General features: G+C 73.5%; 18 protein-coding genes. 16 read left to right on the top strand and 2 right to left on the bottom strand.

The genetic code is table 11. The features are described from left to right. Positions 1-7: 7 nt before the first annotated feature. On the bottom strand, positions 8-1,768 hold the full coding sequence (locus K7G61_RS03780) for an NAD+ synthase (RefSeq protein WP_225845114.1): 1,761 nt from the start codon (positions 1,766-1,768) through the stop codon (positions 8-10). 126 nt (positions 1,769-1,894) lie between these two features. Next, a complete protein-coding gene (locus K7G61_RS03775) occupies positions 1,895-3,100 on the bottom strand; it encodes a helix-turn-helix domain-containing protein (protein ID WP_374204041.1) in 1,206 nt (401 codons plus the stop codon). 515 nt (positions 3,101-3,615) lie between these two features. On the opposite strand from K7G61_RS03775, the gene K7G61_RS03770 reads away from it, so the two are divergent. From K7G61_RS03770 to glnA, 16 genes are all read left to right on the top strand, one after another. Further along, on the top strand, positions 3,616-4,236 hold the full coding sequence (locus tag K7G61_RS03770; protein ID WP_225845113.1) for a hypothetical protein: 621 nt from the start codon (positions 3,616-3,618) through the stop codon (positions 4,234-4,236). A gap of 327 nt (positions 4,237-4,563) precedes the next feature. Next, positions 4,564-6,294 carry a DUF6801 domain-containing protein gene (locus K7G61_RS36285; RefSeq protein WP_263983821.1) on the top strand — a complete coding sequence of 577 codons (1,731 nt, stop codon included), beginning with the start codon at positions 4,564-4,566 and terminating at the stop codon, positions 6,292-6,294. 81 nt (positions 6,295-6,375) lie between these two features. Then, positions 6,376-7,404, top strand: coding sequence for an ABC transporter ATP-binding protein (locus K7G61_RS03760; protein WP_225845112.1), 1,029 nt, complete (start codon positions 6,376-6,378; stop codon positions 7,402-7,404). After that, positions 7,401-8,234, top strand: coding sequence for an ABC transporter permease (locus K7G61_RS03755; RefSeq protein WP_225845111.1), 834 nt, complete (start codon positions 7,401-7,403; stop codon positions 8,232-8,234). Before K7G61_RS03760 ends, K7G61_RS03755 begins: the two co-directional genes overlap by 4 nt. Before the next feature lies 1 nt (position 8,235). Further along, positions 8,236-9,132, top strand: a complete 897-nt coding sequence (locus K7G61_RS03750; RefSeq protein WP_225845110.1) for an ABC transporter permease — start codon at positions 8,236-8,238, stop codon at positions 9,130-9,132. Next, positions 9,129-10,394: an MCE family protein gene (locus K7G61_RS03745; RefSeq protein ID WP_225845109.1), complete on the top strand. Its 1,266-nt coding sequence runs from the start codon at positions 9,129-9,131 to the stop codon at positions 10,392-10,394. The genes K7G61_RS03750 and K7G61_RS03745 overlap by 4 nt, the downstream gene beginning before the upstream one ends. Beyond that, entirely contained in the window at positions 10,391-11,422 is a 1,032-nt protein-coding gene (locus tag K7G61_RS03740) for an MCE family protein (protein WP_225845108.1), read from the top strand. Before K7G61_RS03745 ends, K7G61_RS03740 begins: the two co-directional genes overlap by 4 nt. Then, positions 11,419-12,537 carry an MCE family protein gene (locus K7G61_RS03735; protein ID WP_374204040.1) on the top strand — a complete coding sequence of 373 codons (1,119 nt, stop codon included), beginning with the start codon at positions 11,419-11,421 and terminating at the stop codon, positions 12,535-12,537. Before K7G61_RS03740 ends, K7G61_RS03735 begins: the two co-directional genes overlap by 4 nt. Positions 12,538-12,773: 236 nt before the next feature. Further along, positions 12,774-13,979, top strand: a complete 1,206-nt coding sequence (locus K7G61_RS03730) for an MCE family protein (protein ID WP_263983872.1) — start codon at positions 12,774-12,776, stop codon at positions 13,977-13,979. Beyond that, positions 13,976-15,115: an MCE family protein gene (locus K7G61_RS03725; RefSeq protein WP_225845107.1), complete on the top strand. Its 1,140-nt coding sequence runs from the start codon at positions 13,976-13,978 to the stop codon at positions 15,113-15,115. The genes K7G61_RS03730 and K7G61_RS03725 overlap by 4 nt, the downstream gene beginning before the upstream one ends. Then, positions 15,115-16,404, top strand: coding sequence for an MCE family protein (locus K7G61_RS03720; protein WP_225845106.1), 1,290 nt, complete (start codon positions 15,115-15,117; stop codon positions 16,402-16,404). The genes K7G61_RS03725 and K7G61_RS03720 overlap by 1 nt, the downstream gene beginning before the upstream one ends. Next, entirely contained in the window at positions 16,401-16,916 is a 516-nt protein-coding gene (locus K7G61_RS03715; protein WP_225845105.1) for a hypothetical protein, read from the top strand. The genes K7G61_RS03720 and K7G61_RS03715 overlap by 4 nt, the downstream gene beginning before the upstream one ends. A 12-nt stretch (positions 16,917-16,928) precedes the next feature. Next, complete coding sequence (locus K7G61_RS03710; RefSeq protein WP_225845104.1) at positions 16,929-17,711, top strand: hypothetical protein; 783 nt, start codon at positions 16,929-16,931, stop codon at positions 17,709-17,711. Positions 17,712-17,719: 8 nt separating this feature from the next. After that, positions 17,720-18,313, top strand: coding sequence for a nuclear transport factor 2 family protein (locus K7G61_RS03705; RefSeq protein WP_225845103.1), 594 nt, complete (start codon positions 17,720-17,722; stop codon positions 18,311-18,313). Between the two features lie 27 nt (positions 18,314-18,340). Beyond that, entirely contained in the window at positions 18,341-19,096 is a 756-nt protein-coding gene (locus tag K7G61_RS03700) for a hypothetical protein (protein WP_225845102.1), read from the top strand. A 263-nt stretch (positions 19,097-19,359) separates the two neighbouring features. After that, positions 19,360-20,721, top strand: coding sequence for a type I glutamate--ammonia ligase (glnA, locus tag K7G61_RS03695; protein WP_225845101.1), 1,362 nt, complete (start codon positions 19,360-19,362; stop codon positions 20,719-20,721). Positions 20,722-20,738 lie beyond the last annotated feature (17 nt).

Here is a 20,738-nt window from a genome sequence, read left to right as displayed (position 1 = left end):
GCGGCGGTTACGAACGCTCGCCCTCGCGCCACCTGTTCGTGATCGGCAGCCTGCGGTCCTTGCCGAAGCCCTTCGGGGAGATCTTCGTGCCCGGCGGGTACTGGCGCCGCTTGTACTCGGCGGTGTCGGTGAGCTTCAGGACGCGGGTGACCAGGGCCGGGTCGTACCCGGCGGCGATGATCTCGTCGCGGCCCAGGTCGCGGTCCACGTACAGCTCCAGGACCCGGTCCAGCGCGTCGTAGTCCGGCAGCGAGTCGGTGTCGACCTGGCCGGGGCGCAGTTCGGCGCTGGGCGGCTTGCTGATCGAGTTCTCCGGGATGGGTGGGGTGCGGCCCGCGGCCTCGGCGTCGGCGTTGCGCCAGCGGGCCAGCCGGAAGACGGTGGTCTTGTAGACGTCCTTGATCGGGCCGTACGCGCCGACCGAGTCGCCGTACAGTGTCGAATAGCCCACCGCCAGCTCGCTCTTGTTGCCCGGGGCGAGCACGATGTGGCCCTCCTGGTTGGAGATGCCCATCAGGACGACCCCGCGCAGCCGCGACTGCAGGTTCTCCTCGGCGAGACCGGTCAGCGACAGCGCGCCCATGTAGGAGTCGAACATCGGGGCGATCGGCACGGTACGGAAGTGCAGGCCGGTGCGGCGGGCGAGGTCGGCGGCGTCCTCCCGGGAGTGGGCCGAGGAGTACGCGGACGGCATCGAGACGCCGTGGACGTTCTCGGCCCCCAGCGCGTCGCAGGCGATCGCCGCGCACAGCGCCGAGTCGATGCCGCCGGACAGGCCGATGAGCACCGAGCGGAAGCCGTTCTTCCGCACGTACGCGCGCAGGCCCGTGACCAGCGCCGCGTAGATCTCCGCCTCGTCGCCGAGCCGCTCGGCCGCGCCGCCGGTGTACAGCGGCTCGTAACGCTCGACGGGCGTGTCCGACAAGGTCACGTGGACGATCTCCAGGCCGTCGTCGACCCGCCCGGAGGGGGCCTGCGCGGGCGCGGCGGGCAGGTCCAGATCGAGCAGCAGGACCTCCTCGGCGAACTGCGCGCCGCGGGCGATGACCTCGCCGCGCTCGGAGACCACCAGGGAGTCGCCGTCGAAGACCAGCTCGTCCTGGCCGCCGACCATGGCCAGGTACGCCAGGGTGCACCCCGCCTCCTGGGCGCGCTTGCGGCACAGGTCCAGACGGGTGTCGTCCTTGTCCCGCTCGTACGGGGAGGCGTTGACGGACAGCAGCAGTCCGGCGCCGGCCGCCCTGGCGGCGGGCACCCGGCCGCCGTCCTGCCACAGGTCCTCGCAGATGGCCAGGGCGACGTCGACGCCGCGCACCCGGACCACCGGCATGGTGTCGCCGCGCACGAAGTAGCGGAACTCGTCGAAGACGCCGTAGTTGGGCAGGTGGTGCTTGGCGAAGCGGAGGGCCACGGCGCCGCGGTGCAGGACCGCCGCGCAGTTCTGCGGCGCGCCCGCCGGCTGGCCGAACCTGGGCTGCGCGTGCTCGCTGCGGCCCAGGTAGCCGACGACGACCGGCAGCTCGCCCAGTCCCTCGGCGGCGAGCCGGGCGGCGAGGTCCACCAGGGCGGCGCGGCTGGCCTCCACGAAGGAGGAGCGCAGCGCCAGGTCCTCGACCGGGTAGCCGGTGAGCATCATCTCGGGGAACGCCACCAGGTGGGCGCCGTGCTCGGCGGCGTACCGGGTCCGGCGCAGGACCTCCGCCGCGTTGCCGGCGATGTCGCCGACCGTGGAGTCGATCTGATTCAGGGCGAGGCGTAGTTGAGGCACGCCCCCATTTTATCGTCAGACCGACGCGATGGCAGGGTGGCCCGGCTCACAGCCGCGGGGGCCGCACGGCCGGCGACGACCCGGCTCCGGCCGGCCGGCCGCGGCGGGCGCGGGGCCGCGGGTGGCTCAGCCCGCGCGGCGGCCCTGCAGGTGGAGGGAGCGCAGGGCGATCTCGGTGGCGAAACGGTCGTCGGGATCGGTGAGCTGGGCGCCGAAGGCGCGCTCCAGGATGCGCATGCGGTAGCGGACCGTCTGCGGGTGGACGCCGAGGGTTTCGGCCATCTGGGCCGCGGTTCCGCGCGTGGTGAGCCACAGCTGGAGCGTGTCGACCAGGCGGGCCCGCCGGGTGGCGGTCATCCCGGCCAGGGGGGCGAGGTACTTCCCGGTCATCTGCTGGGCCAGGGCGGTGTCCCCGAGCAGCCACAGGGGGAGCAGGTGGTCCTCGCTCAGCGCCACGGGCGAGTCCTCGATGACGCCGGCCTCGGCGAGGGACAGGGTCTGGCGGGCCCAGCGCAGCGAGTCCCCGGCTTCCGCGAGGGCGGTGGTCAGCCCCACCGCGGCCCGGCCGCCCCGGCCCAGGGCGGCGGTGAGCGTCTCGCGCCTGCGGTCGGTGAAGGCGCCGGGGATCAGCAGGTGCGGCTCGGTGTCGAGGTCGAGCAGCACGTCGCGGTCCAGAGCCGAGCGGGCCGGGCGGGTGCCGGAGGACAGGGCGACCATGGTGACCCGGTCGGGGAGCTGCCACCCGCAGTGCTCGGCGAGTTCCACGAGGGTGCCGCGGGCGATCGGGGCGCCCTTCACGATCCGGCGCAGCAGCCGCCGTCGCCGGTTGTCGGGTTCCTCGCCGAGCTCGGCGAGAGCCTGGACGTACCCCTCCCGGGACAGCGCGGCCAGGTCCCCCATGTACGCGAAGAGCGCGTCGGCGAAGCTGAGCATGAAGGACGCCGACAGGCTGTAGCGGCGGCCGACCGTACGCGCCCTGCGTAACGCGACCTGGCAGCCGATCCGGTACGCGGCCTGCAGATTGTCCAGGCTGCGGCCCTCGAACGCCTCGTACCTGCCGAACTGCCGGCACAGCTCGTCGCGCAGGGCCGTGGTGGCGGCGGGCGCGGCCACCCGGTCCACGAAGGTGGCGATGGCCTGCTCGATGCCGATCCGCATCACGCGGGCGTTGGGCCCCTGGAGCAGCTCGGCGTACTCCGGGATGGCCGCCACGATCTCGGCGGCCATCTCCTGCAGCAGGCTGGGCAGTTCGGGGCGCATGACGGCGGCGAACTCGCGTGGCAGCGGACCCAGCGGTTCGGTCTGCTCCGGTGTCTGACGCATGACGGTCACGACGACCCCCTCTCCACCGCGCGGCGTCGCGCCGTGGCCCTGCTGCAACATAGACCACACATGCACGGAGCGCAGCACCGCGAACACGCAAACGTTGCCGCAGGCGTCCCGCCGCGGTCCAGGGGGCCGCGGACGGCCCGCGATCCGCGGCCGCAGCCGCCCGCGATCCGCGGCCGCCGGCCGTCCGCGATCCGGTCCGCGGCGCGACCGTACCGCACCGGGACGCCGTGCGGCATTACCGCGGGGCGATTTCCGCCCGCTGCTCATTCGGTGACAACAATTCGCGGGCCATTGTTGCTCCGGTGACAGAAAATTACCCGCCAGTAAGGTCCGGCGGAGAATCTTGAACGGGATTGTTGCGCCGCCGGTTACCCGTGCGTAGCGTCCCGAACGCAAGGGGACCGACCAGCATCGGTCGCCGCGTTCCAGGTAGTGAGTCGCAACCGAATTCCCGCCGTCGACGCGCGGGTTTTCGGTTATCAGGCACGCCAACTCCCCCCAGGAAGGATCAGCTCGTGCGCAAAGCTGCCAAGAGCTCCCTCGTCGCCGGGGCCGCCATCGCCGCGGCCGTCGGATTCGCCGCCGCCCCGGCCTCCGCGGCCGGCACGTGGACCGTCACCGGCGGTGGCTCGTTCACCGCGAAGGCCACCAACCCGATCCTGACCGACACGAGGACCGGTACCCAGCTGAAGTGCTCCTCCTCGTCCGCCGCGGGCTCCGCCGCCAACGGGACCGGCCTGTCCGGTACCGCCATCGGCAGCATCAGCAGCGTGTCGTGGACCAGCTGCTCCGGCCCGCTGGGCATCACGTTCTCCGTCACCGCGCAGGGCCTGCCCTGGGCCGTCAACGCGGCCTCCTACAGCGGCGGCGTGACCACCGGCACCCTCACCGGCGTCAAGGCCCACATCAGCGGCCTCGGCTGCACCGCCGACTTCGGCGGCGCCACCTCCGGCAGCACCGCGACCCTGAACGCCACCTACAACAACAGCACCCACACCCTGGCCGTCAGCGGCGGCAACCTGCACGCCTACAACGTGTCCGGCACCTGCCTCGGCCTGATCAACAGCGGTGACGCGGCCACCTACACGGCGTCCTACGTGCTGTCGCCCGCCACCCTCCAGATCACCTCTCCGTGACCCGGTGCCCGACCCGGCAGCCGACCGGCCCCGGCTGAGGTACGCGGGGGCCGTCCCGCCCGGCGACCCCGGGCCCGGGCGGCCCCTGCCGCGTACCCGGGGACGCGCGGGACGGGTATGCGCGTCCCGTGAGGGGGCCGCGTGGCGCGACGGCCGCCGGCCACTCATCGGAGGACAAAATTCCGCTTCGCTTTTGTCGTCCGGTGACAAAAAAACCCGCGCCGGACGGCCCGCCGAATTCCGTGCCGTTCGATCACTTGTCCGGACCATTACCGGCACGTAATGTCCTGCCGCTCAGGCTGCTCAGGCTGCTCAAGGAGTTCGACGATGAGGGGTGGAACGAAACCGCGCCGGTCGGTATGGCTCGGGTCCGTGGTGACGGCCGCCCTCACGGCCGCGGCGCTGTCCGCCATGAACTCCGCGGCCGTCGGTGAGCAGGGCCGCCTCTCGCTGTCGTACGAGTGCGCGTCCGCCGGCCGGGCGCCGGGCGCGGGTCAGGACGTGACCGTCGGCTTCGAGCAGCGCTACCCCGGCAGCGGGACGCCGGGCGCCCCCATCCGGCCGGGAGCGCTCACGGCCACCGTGACCGTGCCGCGGGCGGGCGTCACGGCGCTGCTCCCCGGGGACACGGCCGCGGTTACCGGGACCGCGGACCTGACGGCCCGTGTCACCCAGGGCGCCTCGCGGGCGACCGCGGACTGGGCGGGTCTGACGGCCGCGCGCACCGGGGTCCCCGACACCGGCGACCTGGTGCTCGTCTTCACCGGGAACGTGCCCGCGGTGTCGGTGAGCGGGCCCGGCGACGTGACCTTCGCGATGGGGGACCTGGTCCTGTCCCTGGCCCCGCGGCCCGGCAACCCCTCGTCCGCCACCCCGTCCGCCGCGCCCGTACCCGGGTCCACGTCCCCGTCCGTGCCCGAGGCCGCCGCCCCTTCCACCCCGTCCGCCGCTTCCGCGAGCACGCCGTCCGCCGGGTCCCCGTCCGCCGCCGGCACCCCCTCGGGCCCGTCCGGCCCCTCCGGCTCGGGCTCCTCCGGCGGCGTCACCGTGACCTGCGTCCCGGCCGCCGGCGCCGCCACCACCCTCGCCACCGTCCCGGTACCCGGCGGCCCGGCACCGTCCGCCGCGTCCGGCCCCTCGGCGGTCACCCCAGGCGCGAGCGGCGGGAACATCCGGCCCCACGCGACGGCCGGCGGCGGCCCCGGCACCGACACGGGCACCATCACCGTCACGCCGGAGCCGACACCGCCGCACTCGGGCATCACCACCTGCGGCAAGACGCCCACCGGCGCCCTCGACCCCAAGCGGCTCCCGCCCGTGAGCCAGACGGCCATCGTCCTGCCGCTGCCCGGCATGCCGGACTTCCCCCCGTCACCGCAGTGCGCCTTCGCCGACGGCTTCTCGAACGTCGGCAAGCTCGGCGGCGCCATGATCGTCAACGACCCGTACGCCCACCCCGCCCTCGCCGAGATCAACTCCGGCCGCCGCAAGGTCCTCGACTACACCAACCAGTACGTCGAGGTCGACTCGATCCTCTCCCTGCAACTGCCGCCCTCGCGGGCGACGTTCGTCACCTACGGCTTCATGCCGACGTCGGCGCGGGTGGACTTCGTCCCCCGGGGCCTGTTCACCGTCGTCCAGACCGGCGACGACTTCTTCGGCCAGCCGATCCTCACCACCATCGGCGGCTACCAGGACATCCGCCTGCACGACGTCCGGATCAACGGCACGCCGCTGGACGTCGGCCGGGACTGCCACACCGTGCGCCCGCTCGACATCGTGCTGAACGGCCGCAAGGACGCGGGCCTGCCCGACGACGACGGCAAGCCCGACTACGACATCCAGGACGGCGGCCCGCTGACGGACGACAACCTGGTCATCCCGCCCTTCACCGGCTGCGCCGCCCACGGCGAGGACCTGAACGCCCTGTTCACCGCGGCCCTGTCCGGCCCCGGCAACTCCCTGAACCTCGTCCAAGGGCGCATCTGCGACCCGCTGAACGCCCCCTACCTGTGCCAACCGGAGATCCCGATTCCGCAACTGCCCCACCGCAAGTGAGCCACTGAACCGGAATCCGGTCCGGAACCGGACCGGGCCGCTGCCCCGACCCCGTACCGACGAAGCCCACCGGGAGGTGCGATGGGAAGAGAAGTGATCGTCGAGGGCCTGACGAAGTCCTTCGGCACGCAGACCGTCTGGCAGGACGTGACGCTCACTCTGCCGCCCGGTGAGATCAGCGTGATGCTCGGCCCCTCCGGCACCGGCAAGACCGTGTTCCTCAAGTCGATCATCGGGCTGCTCAGGCCCGAGCGCGGCCGCGTCATGGTCGGCGGCGTCGACATGGTCAACAGCCCCGAACGGGACATCTACGAGGCCCGCAAGATGTTCGGGCTCATGTTCCAGGACGGCGCGCTGTTCGGCTCGATGAACCTGTTCGACAACATCGCCTTCCCGCTGCGCGAGCACACCAGGAAGAAGGAGTCGCAGATCCGCCGCATCGTCATGGAGCGGATGGAGATGGTCGGCCTGCTCGGCGCCGAGGGCAAGCTGCCCGGCGAGATCTCCGGCGGGATGCGCAAGCGCGCCGGGCTGGCCCGGGCACTCGTGCTCGACCCGCAGATCATCCTGTGCGACGAGCCCGACTCCGGCCTGGACCCGGTGCGGACCTCGTACATCTCCCAGCTGCTGATCGACCTGAACGCGCAGATCGACGCCACCATGCTGATCGTCACGCACAACCTCGACATCGCCTCGACGGTGCCGGACAACATGGGCATGCTCTTCCGCCGCAGGCTGGTCGCGTTCGGGCCGCGCGAGGTGCTGCTGACCAGCGAGGAGCCGGTGGTGCGGCAGTTCCTGAGCGGGCGCAGGACCGGCCCCATCGGGATGGCGGAGGAGAAGGACGAGGCGACGCTCGTCCTGGAGCGGCTCGGCGAGGCGCAGTCCCCGCCGCCGGTCCGGCCGGTGGCGCCGCAACTGGAGCCGAGCCCCGGCCTGCCGCCCCGCGCGGCGGTCCCGCGGCGCAGGGAGCGGGTGCTGGCGATGTGGGACCGGCTGCCGCAGACCGCCCGCGAGGCCCTGCGCACGGTGCCGGCGGCCACTTCGGCGGCCACTCCAGCAGCCGCTGCGGCGCCCGTACCGGCACCCGTGCCGGAGGAGACGGCATGACGGCCCCGGTGTCCTCCCCGCCGCCCCCGCCGGACCCCGGCGCCGGCCGCCTGCGCCCGCCCCTGCCGGGCACCGGCGCCCTGCGGCAGACGGGCCGGCTGATGACGCTCGCCGCGACGACCGTCCGCGACACCTTCCGCCGGCCGTTCCAGACGCGGGAGCTGATCGAGCAGTTCTGGTTCGTGGCGAGCGTGACGATCCTGCCCGCCGCCTTGGTGTCGATCCCCTTCGGCGCCGTCATCGCCCTGCAGGTCGGTTCGCTCACCCAGCAGTTGGGCGCGCAGTCGTTCACCGGCGGGGCGAGCGTGCTCGCGGTCATCCAGCAGGCCAGTCCGCTGATCGTGGCGCTGCTCATCGCGGGCGCCGGCGGCAGCGCGATCTGCGCGGACCTCGGCTCCCGCAAGATCCGCGAGGAACTCGACGCCATGGAGGTCATGGGCGTCTCCCCGGTCCAGCGGCTGGTCGTACCGCGGGTGCTGGCGACGATGCTCGTCGCCGTCTTCCTCAACGGCCTGGTCTCGGTGGTCGGCACGCTGGGCGGCTACTTCTTCAACGTCGTCGTCCAGCACGGCACCCCGGGCGCCTACCTGTCCAGCTTCTCCGCCCTCGCCCAGCTCCCGGACCTGTACGTCAGCGAGTTCAAGGCGGTCGTCTTCGGCTTCATCGCGGGGATCGTCGCCGCCTACCGCGGGCTGAACCCCAAGGGCGGTCCCAAGGGCGTCGGCGACGCCGTCAACCAGTCCGTCGTCATCACCTTCCTGCTCCTGTTCGTGGTCAACGTGGTCATCACCGCCGTCTACCTGCGGCTCGTACCGCAGAAGGGAGCGTGAGATGGCCCTGCTGGACAAGGAAGGCGCCCACGAGGCGCCGGGCGGGGGCGACGAGGGCCCCCGGCGCCCCGGCCGCCCCCGCCGGATCGCCGCCGGCCGCTGGCTGCGGCTGCTGGACGAGACCGGCGACCACTTCCTCTTCCACATCGCCGCCGTCCTGTGGATCCCGCGCACCCTTCGCCGCTACCGGAAGGAAGTGCAGCGCCTGCTCGCCGAGGTGGCCTTCGGCAGCGGCGGCCTCGGGGTCATCGGCGGCACCGTCGGCGTGATGATCGGCATGACCCTCGCCACCGGCACGGTCGTCGGCCTGCAGGGCTACGCCGCCATGAACCAGCTCGGCACCACCGCGTTCACCGGCTTCATCTCCGCGTACTTCAACACCCGCGAGATAGCCCCCCTGGTGGCGGGCCTGGCCCTGTCCGCGACGGTCGGGGCCGGCTTCACCGCCCAGCTCGGCGCCATGCGCATCAACGAGGAGGTGGACGCCCTTGAGGGGATGGGCATCCGCAGCATGCCGTACCTGGTCAGCACCCGTGTCGTCGCCGGCGTCGTCGCCATCGTCCCGCTCTACGGGGTCGGCCTGCTCAGCAGCTACGCGGCCTCCCGACTGGTCACCGTCCGGGTCAACGGGCAGTCACCGGGCACCTACGACCACTACTTCGGCCTCTTCCTGTCCCCCCAGGACGTACTGCTGTCCGGGCTGAAGGTGCTGATCTTCAGCGTGATCGTGATCCTCGCCCACTGCTACTACGGCTACACCGCGAGCGGCGGCCCGGCGGGCGTCGGCATCGCGGTGGGCCGGTCGGTACGCAACGCCATCGTGATCATCTCCCTCACCGACTTCTTCCTCAGCCTGGCCATGTGGGGCGCCACCACCACCGTGCGGGTCGCCGGATGACCGCCACCGGCACCCGCCCCGCCGCCCCGGCCGCCGCGCCGCCGCGCCGCCCGTCCGGCGCCACCGCCCGCCGCAGGACCGCGGGCGTCGTCTTCCTGCTCGTACCGGCCCTGCTGGCCTGGCTCGCGGTCGCCGTGTACGACAAGGCGTTCACCGACTCCGCCACGGTGACCGTGCAGACCGCGAGCGTCGGCAACGAGATGCACCCCGGCGCCGACGTGAAAGTCCGCGGCGTGGTCGTCGGCCGCGTCTCGGCCATCCACGCCGACGGCACCGGCGCCCGCCTCACCCTGGCCATCGACCCCGGCCAGCTGCGGCACATCCCCGCGGACGTCACCGCCCAGATGCTGCCCACCACGCTGTTCGGCGAGCGCTTCGTCGCCCTCGTCCCCGCCGCCAGCCGCGTCCCCGGCGGCCCCACGCTGCGCGCGCACGCCGTCATACCGCAGGACCGCTCGGCCGACGCCGTCGAACTGCAGCAGGTCCTCGGCCACGTGCTGCCCCTGCTCACCGCCGTCCAGCCGCAGAAGCTCGCCGCCACCCTGAACGCCGTCGCCACCGCCCTGGACGGCCGCGGCACCCAGCTCGGCACCACCCTCGTCGAGCTGGACCGCTACCTCACCCGGCTCGACCCCGAACTGCCCGCCCTCGACGACGACATCAAGCAGCTCGTCACCGTCAGCCGGGTGTACGACGCAGCCGCGCCCGACATCGTGCGGGCCCTCACCGACTTCACCCGCACCAGCGGCACCCTCGCGCAGCAGCGCGCCGGCCTCGGCACGCTCTACGGCACCGTCACCACCACCGCCGGGGACCTGACCGCCTACCTGCGGCAGAACCAGGACAACCTCATCCGCCTGACCGCCGACAGCCGCGGCACCCTCGGCCTGCTGGCCCGCTACGCGCCCTCCTTCCCCTGCACCCTGCGCACCCTCGCCGACTTCGTCCCCGTCATGGACAAGGCGCTCGGCAAGGGCACGGGCCGGCCGGGCCTGCGGGTGGACCTCACCACCGTGCCCTCGCCGGGCAAGTACCTGCCGGGGCGCGACACCCCCGTCTACGACGCCGCCGGCGGGCCCGAGTGCTACCCCGTCCCGTACACCGGCCGGGGCACCCCCGCGCCGGCCGACTCCCCGCAGGAGAACGAACTGCTCGACGAACTCCTCGCGCCGAGCATGCACACCTCGCCGCGGTCCCTGCCCGACTGGACCGGCCTGCTGACCGGGCCGGTCTTCCGGGGCGCGGAGGTGACGGTGCGATGAGACGCCGCAGCATCGCGGGGCCGCTGCTGAAGTCCCTGGTCTTCGTCGTCGTCACCGCGCTGGCCACCGCGGCCCTGGCGATCAGCATCGCGGGCGCCGACGTCGGCGACACCGTCGCCTACTACGCCCGGTTCACCGACACCACCGGCCTCAACCCCGGGGACGGCGTGCGGATCGCGGGGGTCAAGGTCGGCCAGGTCGACTCGGTGAAGGTCGTCGACCGCCGCCTCGCCCAGGTGCGGTTCTCCGTACAGCGGGGACGCACGCTGCCCGCCTCCGCCACGGCCACGATCAAATACCTCAACCTGGTCGGGCAGCGCTACCTGGACCTCGGCCGGGGGACCGGCCCGGTCGGCCGCGTCCTGCCGCCCGGCGGCACCATCCCGGTGCGGCGCACCACGCCGGCGCTGGACCTCACCCAGCTGTTCAACGGCTTCCAGCCATTGTTCGAGGGCCTGTCGCCCGGCCAGGTCAACCAGCTCGCCACGGAGATCGTCCAGGTCCTGCAGGGCGAGGGCGGCACGGTGGACGGCCTGCTGAGCAACATCGGCTCCCTGACCACCACCCTGGCCGCCAAGGACCAGGTCATCGGCCAGGTCATCGACAACCTCAACGACGTACTGAGCACCGTCAACTCCCGCGAGGCGGGCCTGAACGACCTGGTGACCACCCTCCAGCAGCTCGTCAGCGGCTTCTCCGCCGACCGCGAGCCCATCGGCCGGTCGCTGTCCGCGATCTCCGCGCTGACCACCAGCACCGCCGGGCTCCTGCAGGACGGGAGGCAGCCGCTGAAGGACTCCATCACCCAGCTGGGCCGGGTGTCCGCCAACCTCGCGGACAACAGCCCCGAGCTGGAGAAGTTCCTGCGCACCAGCCCCGCGAAGCTCCAGGCCGTCGGCCGGCTCGCCTCCTACGGGTCCTGGCTCAACCTCTACCTGTGCCAGGCCACGGTCACCGGCGTGACCACCTCCGACGGCAGCGCGCCGCCCACCGGCATCACCGTCGACGAACCGAGGTGCCGCTCATGAGACGCCTCCTGCCCCGCGCCGGCGCACGCCCGCGTGCACTTGTGAGTCGGCGCCCGCGGCTGCGGCTGCGTGCCCCCGCCCGCCGCGGCCGGCCGCTCTTCCGGCCGCTGCGCGAACGCAACCAGGCCGCTGTCGGCGCCGTGGGCCTGGCGCTGCTCGCACTGGTGTCCCTGATCGCCTACGACGCCGACGCCCTGCCGCTGACCGCCTCGGGCACCACGTACTCCGCCACCTTCACCGAGGCGGCCGGACTGCGGTCCGGGGACGAGGTGCGCGTGGCCGGCGTCAAGGTCGGCAAGGTCACAGGGGTGTCCCTGGACGGCGCGAGCGTCAAGGTGGTCTTCCGGGTCCGGCACACCTGGATCGGCGACGCCAGCACCGCCGCCATCGGCATCAAGACCCTGCTCGGCGACAAGTACCTGGCGGTGGACCCGCTGGGCAGCCGCCCGCAGGACCCCGGCCGCCGCATCCCGGCCGACCGCACCATCTCCCCGTACGACGTGACGCAGGCCTTCGACGGGCTCGGCAGGACGCTCGGCGCCCTCGACACCGGCAAGCTCGCGGCGAGTTTCCAGGCCGTGTCCGACACCTTCAAGAACACCCCGGCCTCGGTGCGTTCCGCCGCGACCGGGCTGTCGTCGCTGTCGCGCACCATCGCCGGCCGCGACGCGCAGCTCGCGAACCTGTTCAGCGGCAGCAGGCAGCTCACCCGGACGCTGTCGGACCAGAGCGGGCGCGTCCAGGCCCTGCTCACCGACGGCGACCTCCTGCTCGGCGAGATCAACAGCCGCCGCGAGGCCATCCACGGCCTGCTCACCGGCACCGAGCAACTCGGCACCCAGCTCCAGGGACTCGTCGCCGACGACGAGCGGCAACTGGCCCCCACCCTCGACGCCCTCGACCGGGTCACCGCGGTCCTGCGCGCCAACCAGGCGAGCCTGGACCGCACCCTGGCCCTGGCCGGCCCCTACTACCGGCTGGTCGGCAACACCCTCGGCAGCGGCCGCTGGTTCGACAGCTACCTGTGCGGCCTGGTGCCCAGGAACTACCTGCCGGCCGGGACGCCCCCGGCCACCGGCTGCATGCCGCCCAAGGCGAAGGGAGGGACCTCGTGACCGCCTTCCGACCGCCCCGAGCGGCGGGCCCCCGCGCCCGCGGGTCGGGCCCGCGAGTCCGGGCCGCGAACCTGGGAGTACGGGCGGCGGGCCCGCGGGCCGGCGCCGCCGGGCTGCGCGCTCGTACGGCGGCCCGGCTGCGCACCGGGCCGCGCGCTCGTACGGCGGCCGGACCGCGCACCGGGCTGTGGGCGCGTACGGCCGCCGCGACCGGCCGGCGCGGCGTACGACGCGCCCTGGCGGCCGTGCTCGTGCTCGCCCTCGCCGCCGGCGCCGCGTTCGCCGCGGGACTGGTCCGCCTCGGCGGGCCGGGCGGCACCCGCCTCACCGCGTACTTCGACCACACCGTCGGCGTGTACGCCGGATCCGACCTGCGCGTCCTCGGCGTGAAGGTCGGAACCGTCGACTCGGTCCAGCCCCGGGGCACCACGGTGAAGGTCACCCTCACCGTGCGCCACGGCGTGAAGATCCCCGCGGGCGCCGGAGCCGTGGTGGTCGCCCCCAGCGTCGTCGCGGACCGCTGCGTCCAGCTCACCCCCGCGTACACCGGCGGCCCCTTCCTGCGCTCCGGCGCCGTCATACCGGCGAGCCGCACCGCCACCCCCGTCGAGATCGACCAGCTCTACCGGAGCGTCACCGAGCTCAGCGACGCCCTCGGCCCGAAGGGCGCGAACGCCACCGGCGCCCTGTCCCGGCTGCTCGACACCGGCGCCGCCGACCTCAAGGGCAACGGAAAGCCGATCGGCGACAGCATCGCCCAGCTCGGCCGGGCCGCCCGCACCCTGGACGGCCACCACGACGACCTGTTCGCGACCCTGTCGTACCTCCAGACGTTCACCGCCATGCTCAAGGACAACGACACCCGGGTACGCACCGCCGCCGACAAGCTCTCCACCGTCACCGGCTTCCTCGCCGACGACCGCGACGACCTCGGCGGCGCCCTGCGCCAACTGTCCGTCGCCCTGGGCCGGGTGAAGACGTTCATCCAGGACAACCGCACCCGCCTCAAGACGAGTGTCGACGCGCTCGCCCCGATCACGCAGACCCTGGTGGACCAGCGCGCCTCCCTCGCCGAACTCCTCGACACCGCCCCGCTGGCCGCCGACAACCTCCTGCGCGCCTACGATCCGGCGAACGGCACCCTCACCGGCCGCGCCGACATCAACGAGCTGGACCCGGGCTCGTACCCGGTCACGGCGAGTACGACGGCGCGTACGACGGCTGGGGAGACGACGGCTGGTACGACGGCTGGCACGACGTCTGGTACGACGGCGACCGCACCGGCACCCGCCACGGCCGCCCCCCAGGAAACGCCCGCGGGACAGGCACCCGCGGGACTCGCACCGGTCACGCGCCCCTCCGCGGCCCTCCCGCTGCCGCTTCCGGCGGTCGGCACCGTCTACGGCAGCGGACCGGCCACGGCGAAAGGCGGGACCCGATGAGGAAACCCGCCCTCGCGGCCGGCAGCGCACTGACCGCGCTCCTCCTGACCGGCTGCTCCTTCGGCGGCGTGCAGGACATCCCGCTGCCCGGCGGCGCGAACCTCGGCGCCCACCCCTACACCGTCCGGGCCACCTTCGCCGACGTGCTCGACCTCGTCCCGCAGGCCTCGGTGCGGGTCAACGACGTGGCCGTCGGGCGGGTCACCCGCATCGGCCTGGCCCCCGACGGCTGGTCCGCCGTCGTCACGATGAAGGTCAACGGCAAGGTCCACCTGCCCGCCAACGCCTACGCCCGCCTGGAGCAGTCGAGCCTGCTCGGCGAGAAGTACGTGCAGCTGTCCGCCCCGCCCGCGGGGGAACCCGCCGGCGGCGACCTGCGCGGCACAGGCGTGATCCCGATCGGCCGCACCGACCGCGACCCGGAGGTCGAGGAGGTACTCGGCGCGCTGTCGATGCTGCTGAACGGCGGCGGCATCCAGCAGTTGAGGACCATCAGCACCGAACTGAACAAGGCCCTCGGCGGCAACGAGCCGCGGATCCGCGACCTGCTCACCCGGGTGGACACCCTGGTCACCGACCTCAACACCCACCGGCAGGACATCACCGACGCCCTCGACGGCATGGACCGGCTCTCGGCCACCCTGGCCGCCCGCGACCAGCAGATCGGCACGGTGCTCACCACGCTCAGCCCCGGGCTGAAGGTGCTGGACCAGCAACGGGGGTCGCTGGTCACCATGCTGCGCTCGCTGGACACCCTGTCCGGCGTGGCCGTGGACACCGTCAACCGGAGCAAGGACGACATGGTCGCCGACCTGCGCTCGCTCGCCCCCACCCTGCGGCGGCTCGCCGACGCCGGCAAGGACCTGCCCGACTCGCTGCAGGTCCTGCTGACCTACCCGTTCACCGACGAGGTGCTGAACGGCGTCAAGGGGGACTACCTGAACGTCTACCTCGACCTGACCGCCGCGCCCGGCACCCGCGTCATCCCCGCCCTGCTGCCCGGCGACAGCGTCTACCCCGACCCGGGCCCCGCCCCGACCCCGCCGCCCGACGCGATGAAGGGCGGCGCCGGCGCCCGCGGCCACGGTTCCCTCCCGCTTCCGCTGCCCTCGGTCACCGCGACGGGAGGCCGCTGATGCTGCCCAGGTCCGCGATCGTGAAGAACATCGCCTTCCTCGTCCTCGCCGTCCTCGTCCTCGGGTACATCGGCGTCAGGTACGCCGACCTCGGCCGGTACGCGGGCCTGCGCGGCTACTACACCGTCACCGCCGAACTCCCCGACGCCGGCGGCCTGTTCGAGCACGCCGACGTCACCTACCGGGGCGTGTCGGTCGGCCGCGTCGGCGCCGTCCGGCTCACCGACGACGGCGTCGAGGCCTCCTTGCGGATCCGCGACTCCGCACCGCGCATCCCCGAACGGCTCACCGCGACGGTCGCCGACCTGTCCGCCGTCGGCGAGGAGTACATCGACCTGCGGCCCGGCACCGACAACGGCCCGTACCTGCACGACGGTTCACGCATCGGCCGCCGCGACACCCAGGTGCCGGCGCCGGTCACCGACATGCTCACCAGCGTCGACGACCTGACCGCCTCCGTACCGCTGGACAGCCTGCGGACCGTGGTCGACGAACTCGGCCAGGCCTTCGACGGCCAGGCCGGCAACCTTCAGTCGCTGCTGGACTCCGGCGGACGCTTCGTCACGGCCGCCGACACCAACCTGCCCACCGACCTGAACCTCGTGACCGACGGGCGTACGGTCCTGCGCACCCAGGCCGACGAGGGCGCCGCCATCCGGTCGTTCGCCACCAGCGCCCGCCTCCTCGCCGCCCGGCTCGACGACTCCGACACCGACCTGCGCCGCCTCATCACCACCGCGCCGGACGCGGCCGAGCAGGTCGCCGCGCTGCTGCGCGACACGGGCCCGTCCCTCAGCGTCGTCCTGGCCAACCTCCTCACCACGTCCGACATCGCCGTCACCCGGCAGCACGGCATCCAGGAATTCCTGGTCAGGACCCCCGCCGTCGTCTCCGCCGGGTCCACCGCGGTGGACCGCGACGGGGTGCACCTCGGCATGGCGGTCACCTTCTTCTCGCCGCTGCCGTGCACCTCCGGATACGGCGGGACGGTCTACCGCAACGGCCTGGACACCAGCGCGCCGGCCACCGCCCTGAACACCGCCGCGCGCTGCACCGCCCCTGCCTCCAGTGACGTCGACGTCCGCGGCTCCGCGCACGCCCCCTCCGGCGGCGTGCCCGACCCCGCCGTACCCGGCTCCGTACTGCCCACCGGGACGTACGCCGACGGAGCCCGCGACCCCGGGGCCGCCGCGGCCGACGCCCTGCCCGGCGCGCTCGGCCTGCCCTCGCTGCCCCGGTCCGCGCCCGGGGGCCTGGCCGGCCTCCTCGACCCGGGAGCGGCCCGGTGACGCCCCGGCGCCGCGCCGGCGCGCTGTGGGCCACCGCCTGGGCGCTCGCCGCCCTGGTGTGCACGCTGGGAGGCTGGACCTTCGTCCACGTCCGCGGCGACGGCGACCTGCGGTACGCGAAGGCGCGGGACGCGGCCCTCGGCGACGGCCGGCGGGACATCGCCGCGCTCACCACCGTGGACTCCGGTCACCTCGGCCGCGACCTCGGCACGTGGCTCGCCGTCACCACCGGCCCGCTGCACGACACCCTCGCCCGTACGCACACCGCCGACGAGACCTCGCTGCGGCGGTCCGGCGCCTCCACCCGGGGCACCGTCACCGACGCCGCCGTCACCGAACTCGACACCCGCGCGGGCACGGCCCGGCTCATCGCGACCGCGGAGGTCCGCACGACCCCCCGCACCGGCGCGCCCGCGACGGACCGCAAACGCTTCGAGGCCACCTTGGCCCGTACCCCGCGGGGCTGGAAGCTCACCGCCCTCACCGCGGTCCCGGCCGGCGGCGCGAGCTGAGGAGGAGACGCATTGAGCACGGTCGACGAGAACGCGGTGGAGGCGACGGACGCGGTGGAGGCGGTGGACGCGGCTGACACCGACGCCGACGCCGCGAGTGCCGCGAGTGCCGCGGGGGCCGATGCCGGGGAGGCCGCGGGCGCGCCCGTACGGGACGCGGCGGACGGCCACCCGCCGCCACGGCGGGGGACGCGATGGCCCACACTCCGGCGGACACGTGAGCCGGCACGGCGGCCGACGCAGGGGCCGGCACGGAGGCTGGTACGGGGGCCGGCACGGCGGCTGACGGGGCGGCGGCTGACGGGGCGGCGGATCGCCGCGGCCGCCTGCGTCACGGCCCTCGCGCTGGCCGGGGCGGGGCTGTTCGGGGCCGGGCTCGCGGCGCGCGACCCGGCGGCGAGCGGGAACAGGGCGCTGACCGACGCCGCCGCGACCGACCAGGTCACCGGGGACGTGAGCAGCGCGCTGAGCCGCATCTTCGCCTACACCCCGGACGGCACCCAGTCCACCGCCCAGGCCGCGGACCAGGTGCTGGGCGGTACGGCGGCGCGGCAGTACCGCGCGCTGTTCGCGCGGATACGGGGCGAGGTGGCCGCCCAGCGGCTGACGCTGACCACCCGGGTGGTACGCGCCGGCGTGGTCTTCCTCAACGCCGACCGGGCGCGGCTGCTGGTCTTCCTCGACCAGAGCGCCCAGCGGGCGGGCGGCCCGGTCACCGGCGCCGCCGCGCAGCTGTCGGTCACCGCGCGCCTGGAAGGCGGGCACTGGCGGATCACCGAACTTCAGGCCCGGTAGGAGGGACCATGACACGCCTCGCCACCGCTGCGACCCGGAATCCGGTGCTCGCCGCCGCCCTCGCGCTGTTCACGGCGGCGGTGGTGGCCGCCGCCCTGACCGGCTGGTCCTGGTACGGCGCCGCCCACGACGGCGACGCGGCCTTCGCCCGTACCCGGGACACCGTCCTGGCCTCGGGCGAGCAGGCCGTGCAGAACCTCAACACCCTCGACCACGACGACGTGGACCGCGGCCTGGACGTCTGGGAGAGCTCCACCACCGGCGACCTGCACACCCAACTCGTCCAGGGCCGCGCCGACTTCGCCAGGCAGGTACGGCAGGCGGGCACGGTGAGCACCGCAAAGGTGCTGTCGGGCGCGGTGACCGAACTGGACACCAGGACCGGCCGCGCCGCCGTCATGGTCGCGCTGCGGATCACCGTGACGGCCCCGGGCGGCAAGCCGGCCGTCAAGGAGAGCCGCCTGCTCGGCGAACTGACCCGCACCCCCGCCGGCTGGAAACTGAGCGCCCTCGGCCAGGCACCGCTGGGCGACAGCGCGGCCTCCACCGGGACCACGGCGGACACGCCGCCCGCCACCCCGCAGCCCACCGCCGGCCACTGAGGCACCGCCGAGAGGACCGCCGCCGCCATGTCCACCACCCGCCACCTGATCAACCGCCGCCGCAGGCTCGCCGCGCTCTCCGCCGCGCCGGGCGCGCGCACCGTACGCGGCGACCGCCCGGCCGCGGGCGCCTCCAGGGCCGCGGTCCCGGCCCGCGCCCGGTCCCCACGCGCCACTGCGGCGCCCGGGGCCGCAGGCTCCGGCGCCCCGCCCGAGCCGGTGGCCTCCGGCCCGGCCCGCCGGTGGCGCCCGGCCGCGTACCTCACGCCCGCCGCCGTCGCCGTCGCCGTCCTCGCCCTGCTCACCGTGCTGCTCGGCGGCTTCGCGGCCTGGGCCGCGGGCAGGGCCTCCGACCTGCGCGGCTCGCTCGCCGACCGCAACACCGCGCTCACCGACAACACCCGCACCAGCGAGGTGAAGGGCAGCGTCAGCCAGGCGGTCGACGCCGTCTTCTCCTACGACTACGCGGACACGGCGCGGACCGACAAGGCCGCCGCCAAGGTGCTGACCGGGCGGGCGGTGCGGCAGTACGCGAGCATGATCGCGCGGGTCAAGGCCCAGGCCGCCGCCCGTAAAACCGTACTGACCACGACCGTCACCGACGCGGGTGTGGAAATGATCGACGGCGACCGGGCCCGTCTGCTGCTCTACGCGGACCAGCGCAACACCGGCACCGCCAAGGGCTCCGCCGGCGACACCGCGTACGCGGCGGCGATGTTCGCGGTGGACGCCGTCGAACAGGACGGCACGTGGAAGATCGCGTCCATCGACACCTTCTCCTGACCTCGGCCGATCTCGGCCGCCGTGCCCCGGCCCGTACCGGCTCGTACCGGCGCGTTCCGGCCGTGCGGCCCGTACCGGCGCGGCCGGCGCTCGCGCCCGGACACCCATGACCGGCACTATGGGGGTGAGCAGCGGCACGGGGAGCCATCGTCGCCGGCAACGCGGGCGTAACGGTGTGGTGCAATGCTGCTCGTGATCCCGCGGCGCCCTTCGCGACGGGGGACCGAGGTGCCTGACCGGCAAGGATGGATGGATCTGGCGATATGGACAAGCAGCAGGAGTTCGTGCTCCGCACCCTGGAGGAGCGGGACATCCGCTTCGTGCGGCTGTGGTTCACCGACGTGCTCGGCTACCTGAAGTCGGTCGCCGTCGCCCCCGCCGAGCTCGAACAGGCCTTTGACGAGGGCATCGGCTTCGACGGCTCGGCCATCGAGGGCTTCGCCCGGGTCTACGAGTCCGACATGATCGCCAAGCCCGACCCCGGGACCTTCCAGGTGCTGCCCTGGCGCGCGGAGGCCCCCGGCACCGCCCGGATGTTCTGCGACATCCTGATGCCCGACGGCTCGCCCTCCTACGCCGACCCGCGCTACGTCCTCAAGCGCGCCCTGGCCAAGACCTCCGACCTGGGGTTCACCTTCTACACGCACCCCGAGATCGAGTTCTACCTGCTGCGCGACAAGCCACTGGACGGCACCGCGCCCACCCCCGCCGACAACTCCGGCTACTTCGACCACACCCCGCAGAACGTCGGCATGGACTTCCGCCGCCAGGCCATCACCATGCTGGAGTCGATGGGCATCTCGGTGGAGTTCTCGCACCACGAGGGCGCCCCCGGCCAGCAGGAGATCGACCTGCGGTACGCCGACGCGCTGTCCACCGCCGACAACATCATGACCTTCCGGCTGGTGATGAAGCAGGTCGCCCTGGAGCAGGGCGTGCACGCCACGTTCATGCCCAAGCCGTTCTCCGAGCACCCCGGCTCCGGCATGCACTCCCACCTGTCACTGTTCGAGGGCGACCGCAACGCCTTCTACGAGTCCGGCGCCGAGTACCAGCTCTCCAAGGTCGGCCGGTCGTTCATCGCGGGCCTGCTGGCGCACGCCGGCGAGATCTCCGCGGTCACCAACCAGTGGGTCAACTCCTACAAGCGCATCTGGGGCGGCTCGCAGCGCACCGCGGGCGCCGGCGGCGAGGCCCCCTCGTACATCTGCTGGGGCCACAACAACCGTTCGGCGCTCATCCGCGTGCCGATGTACAAGCCGGGCAAGACCGGCTCCACGCGGGTCGAGGTCCGCTCCCTGGACTCCGGCGCCAACCCCTACCTGGCGTACGCGGTGCTGCTCGCGGCCGGCATGAAGGGCATCCAGGAGGGCTACGAACTGCCGGCCGGCGCCGACGACGACGTGTGGGCCCTGTCCGACGCCGAGCGCCGCGCCCTGGGCATCGAACCCCTCCCGCAGAACCTGGGCGAGGCCATCGAGCTGATGGAACGCAGCGAACTGGTCGCCGAGACCCTGGGCGAGCACGTCTTCGACTTCTTCCTGCGCAACAAGAAGCAGGAATGGGAGGAGTACCGGAGCGAGGTCACCGCGTTCGAGCTGCGCAAGAACCTGCCGAATCTCTGAGGGAAGCCGCGTGCGGG

This window comes from Streptomyces sp. HPF1205, from assembly GCF_020400825.1.
Lineage (GTDB): Bacteria > Actinomycetota > Actinomycetes > Streptomycetales > Streptomycetaceae > Actinacidiphila.
The sequence above is the reverse complement of the archived record's forward strand: the minus strand, read 5'-3'. Positions and strand labels throughout refer to the sequence as shown.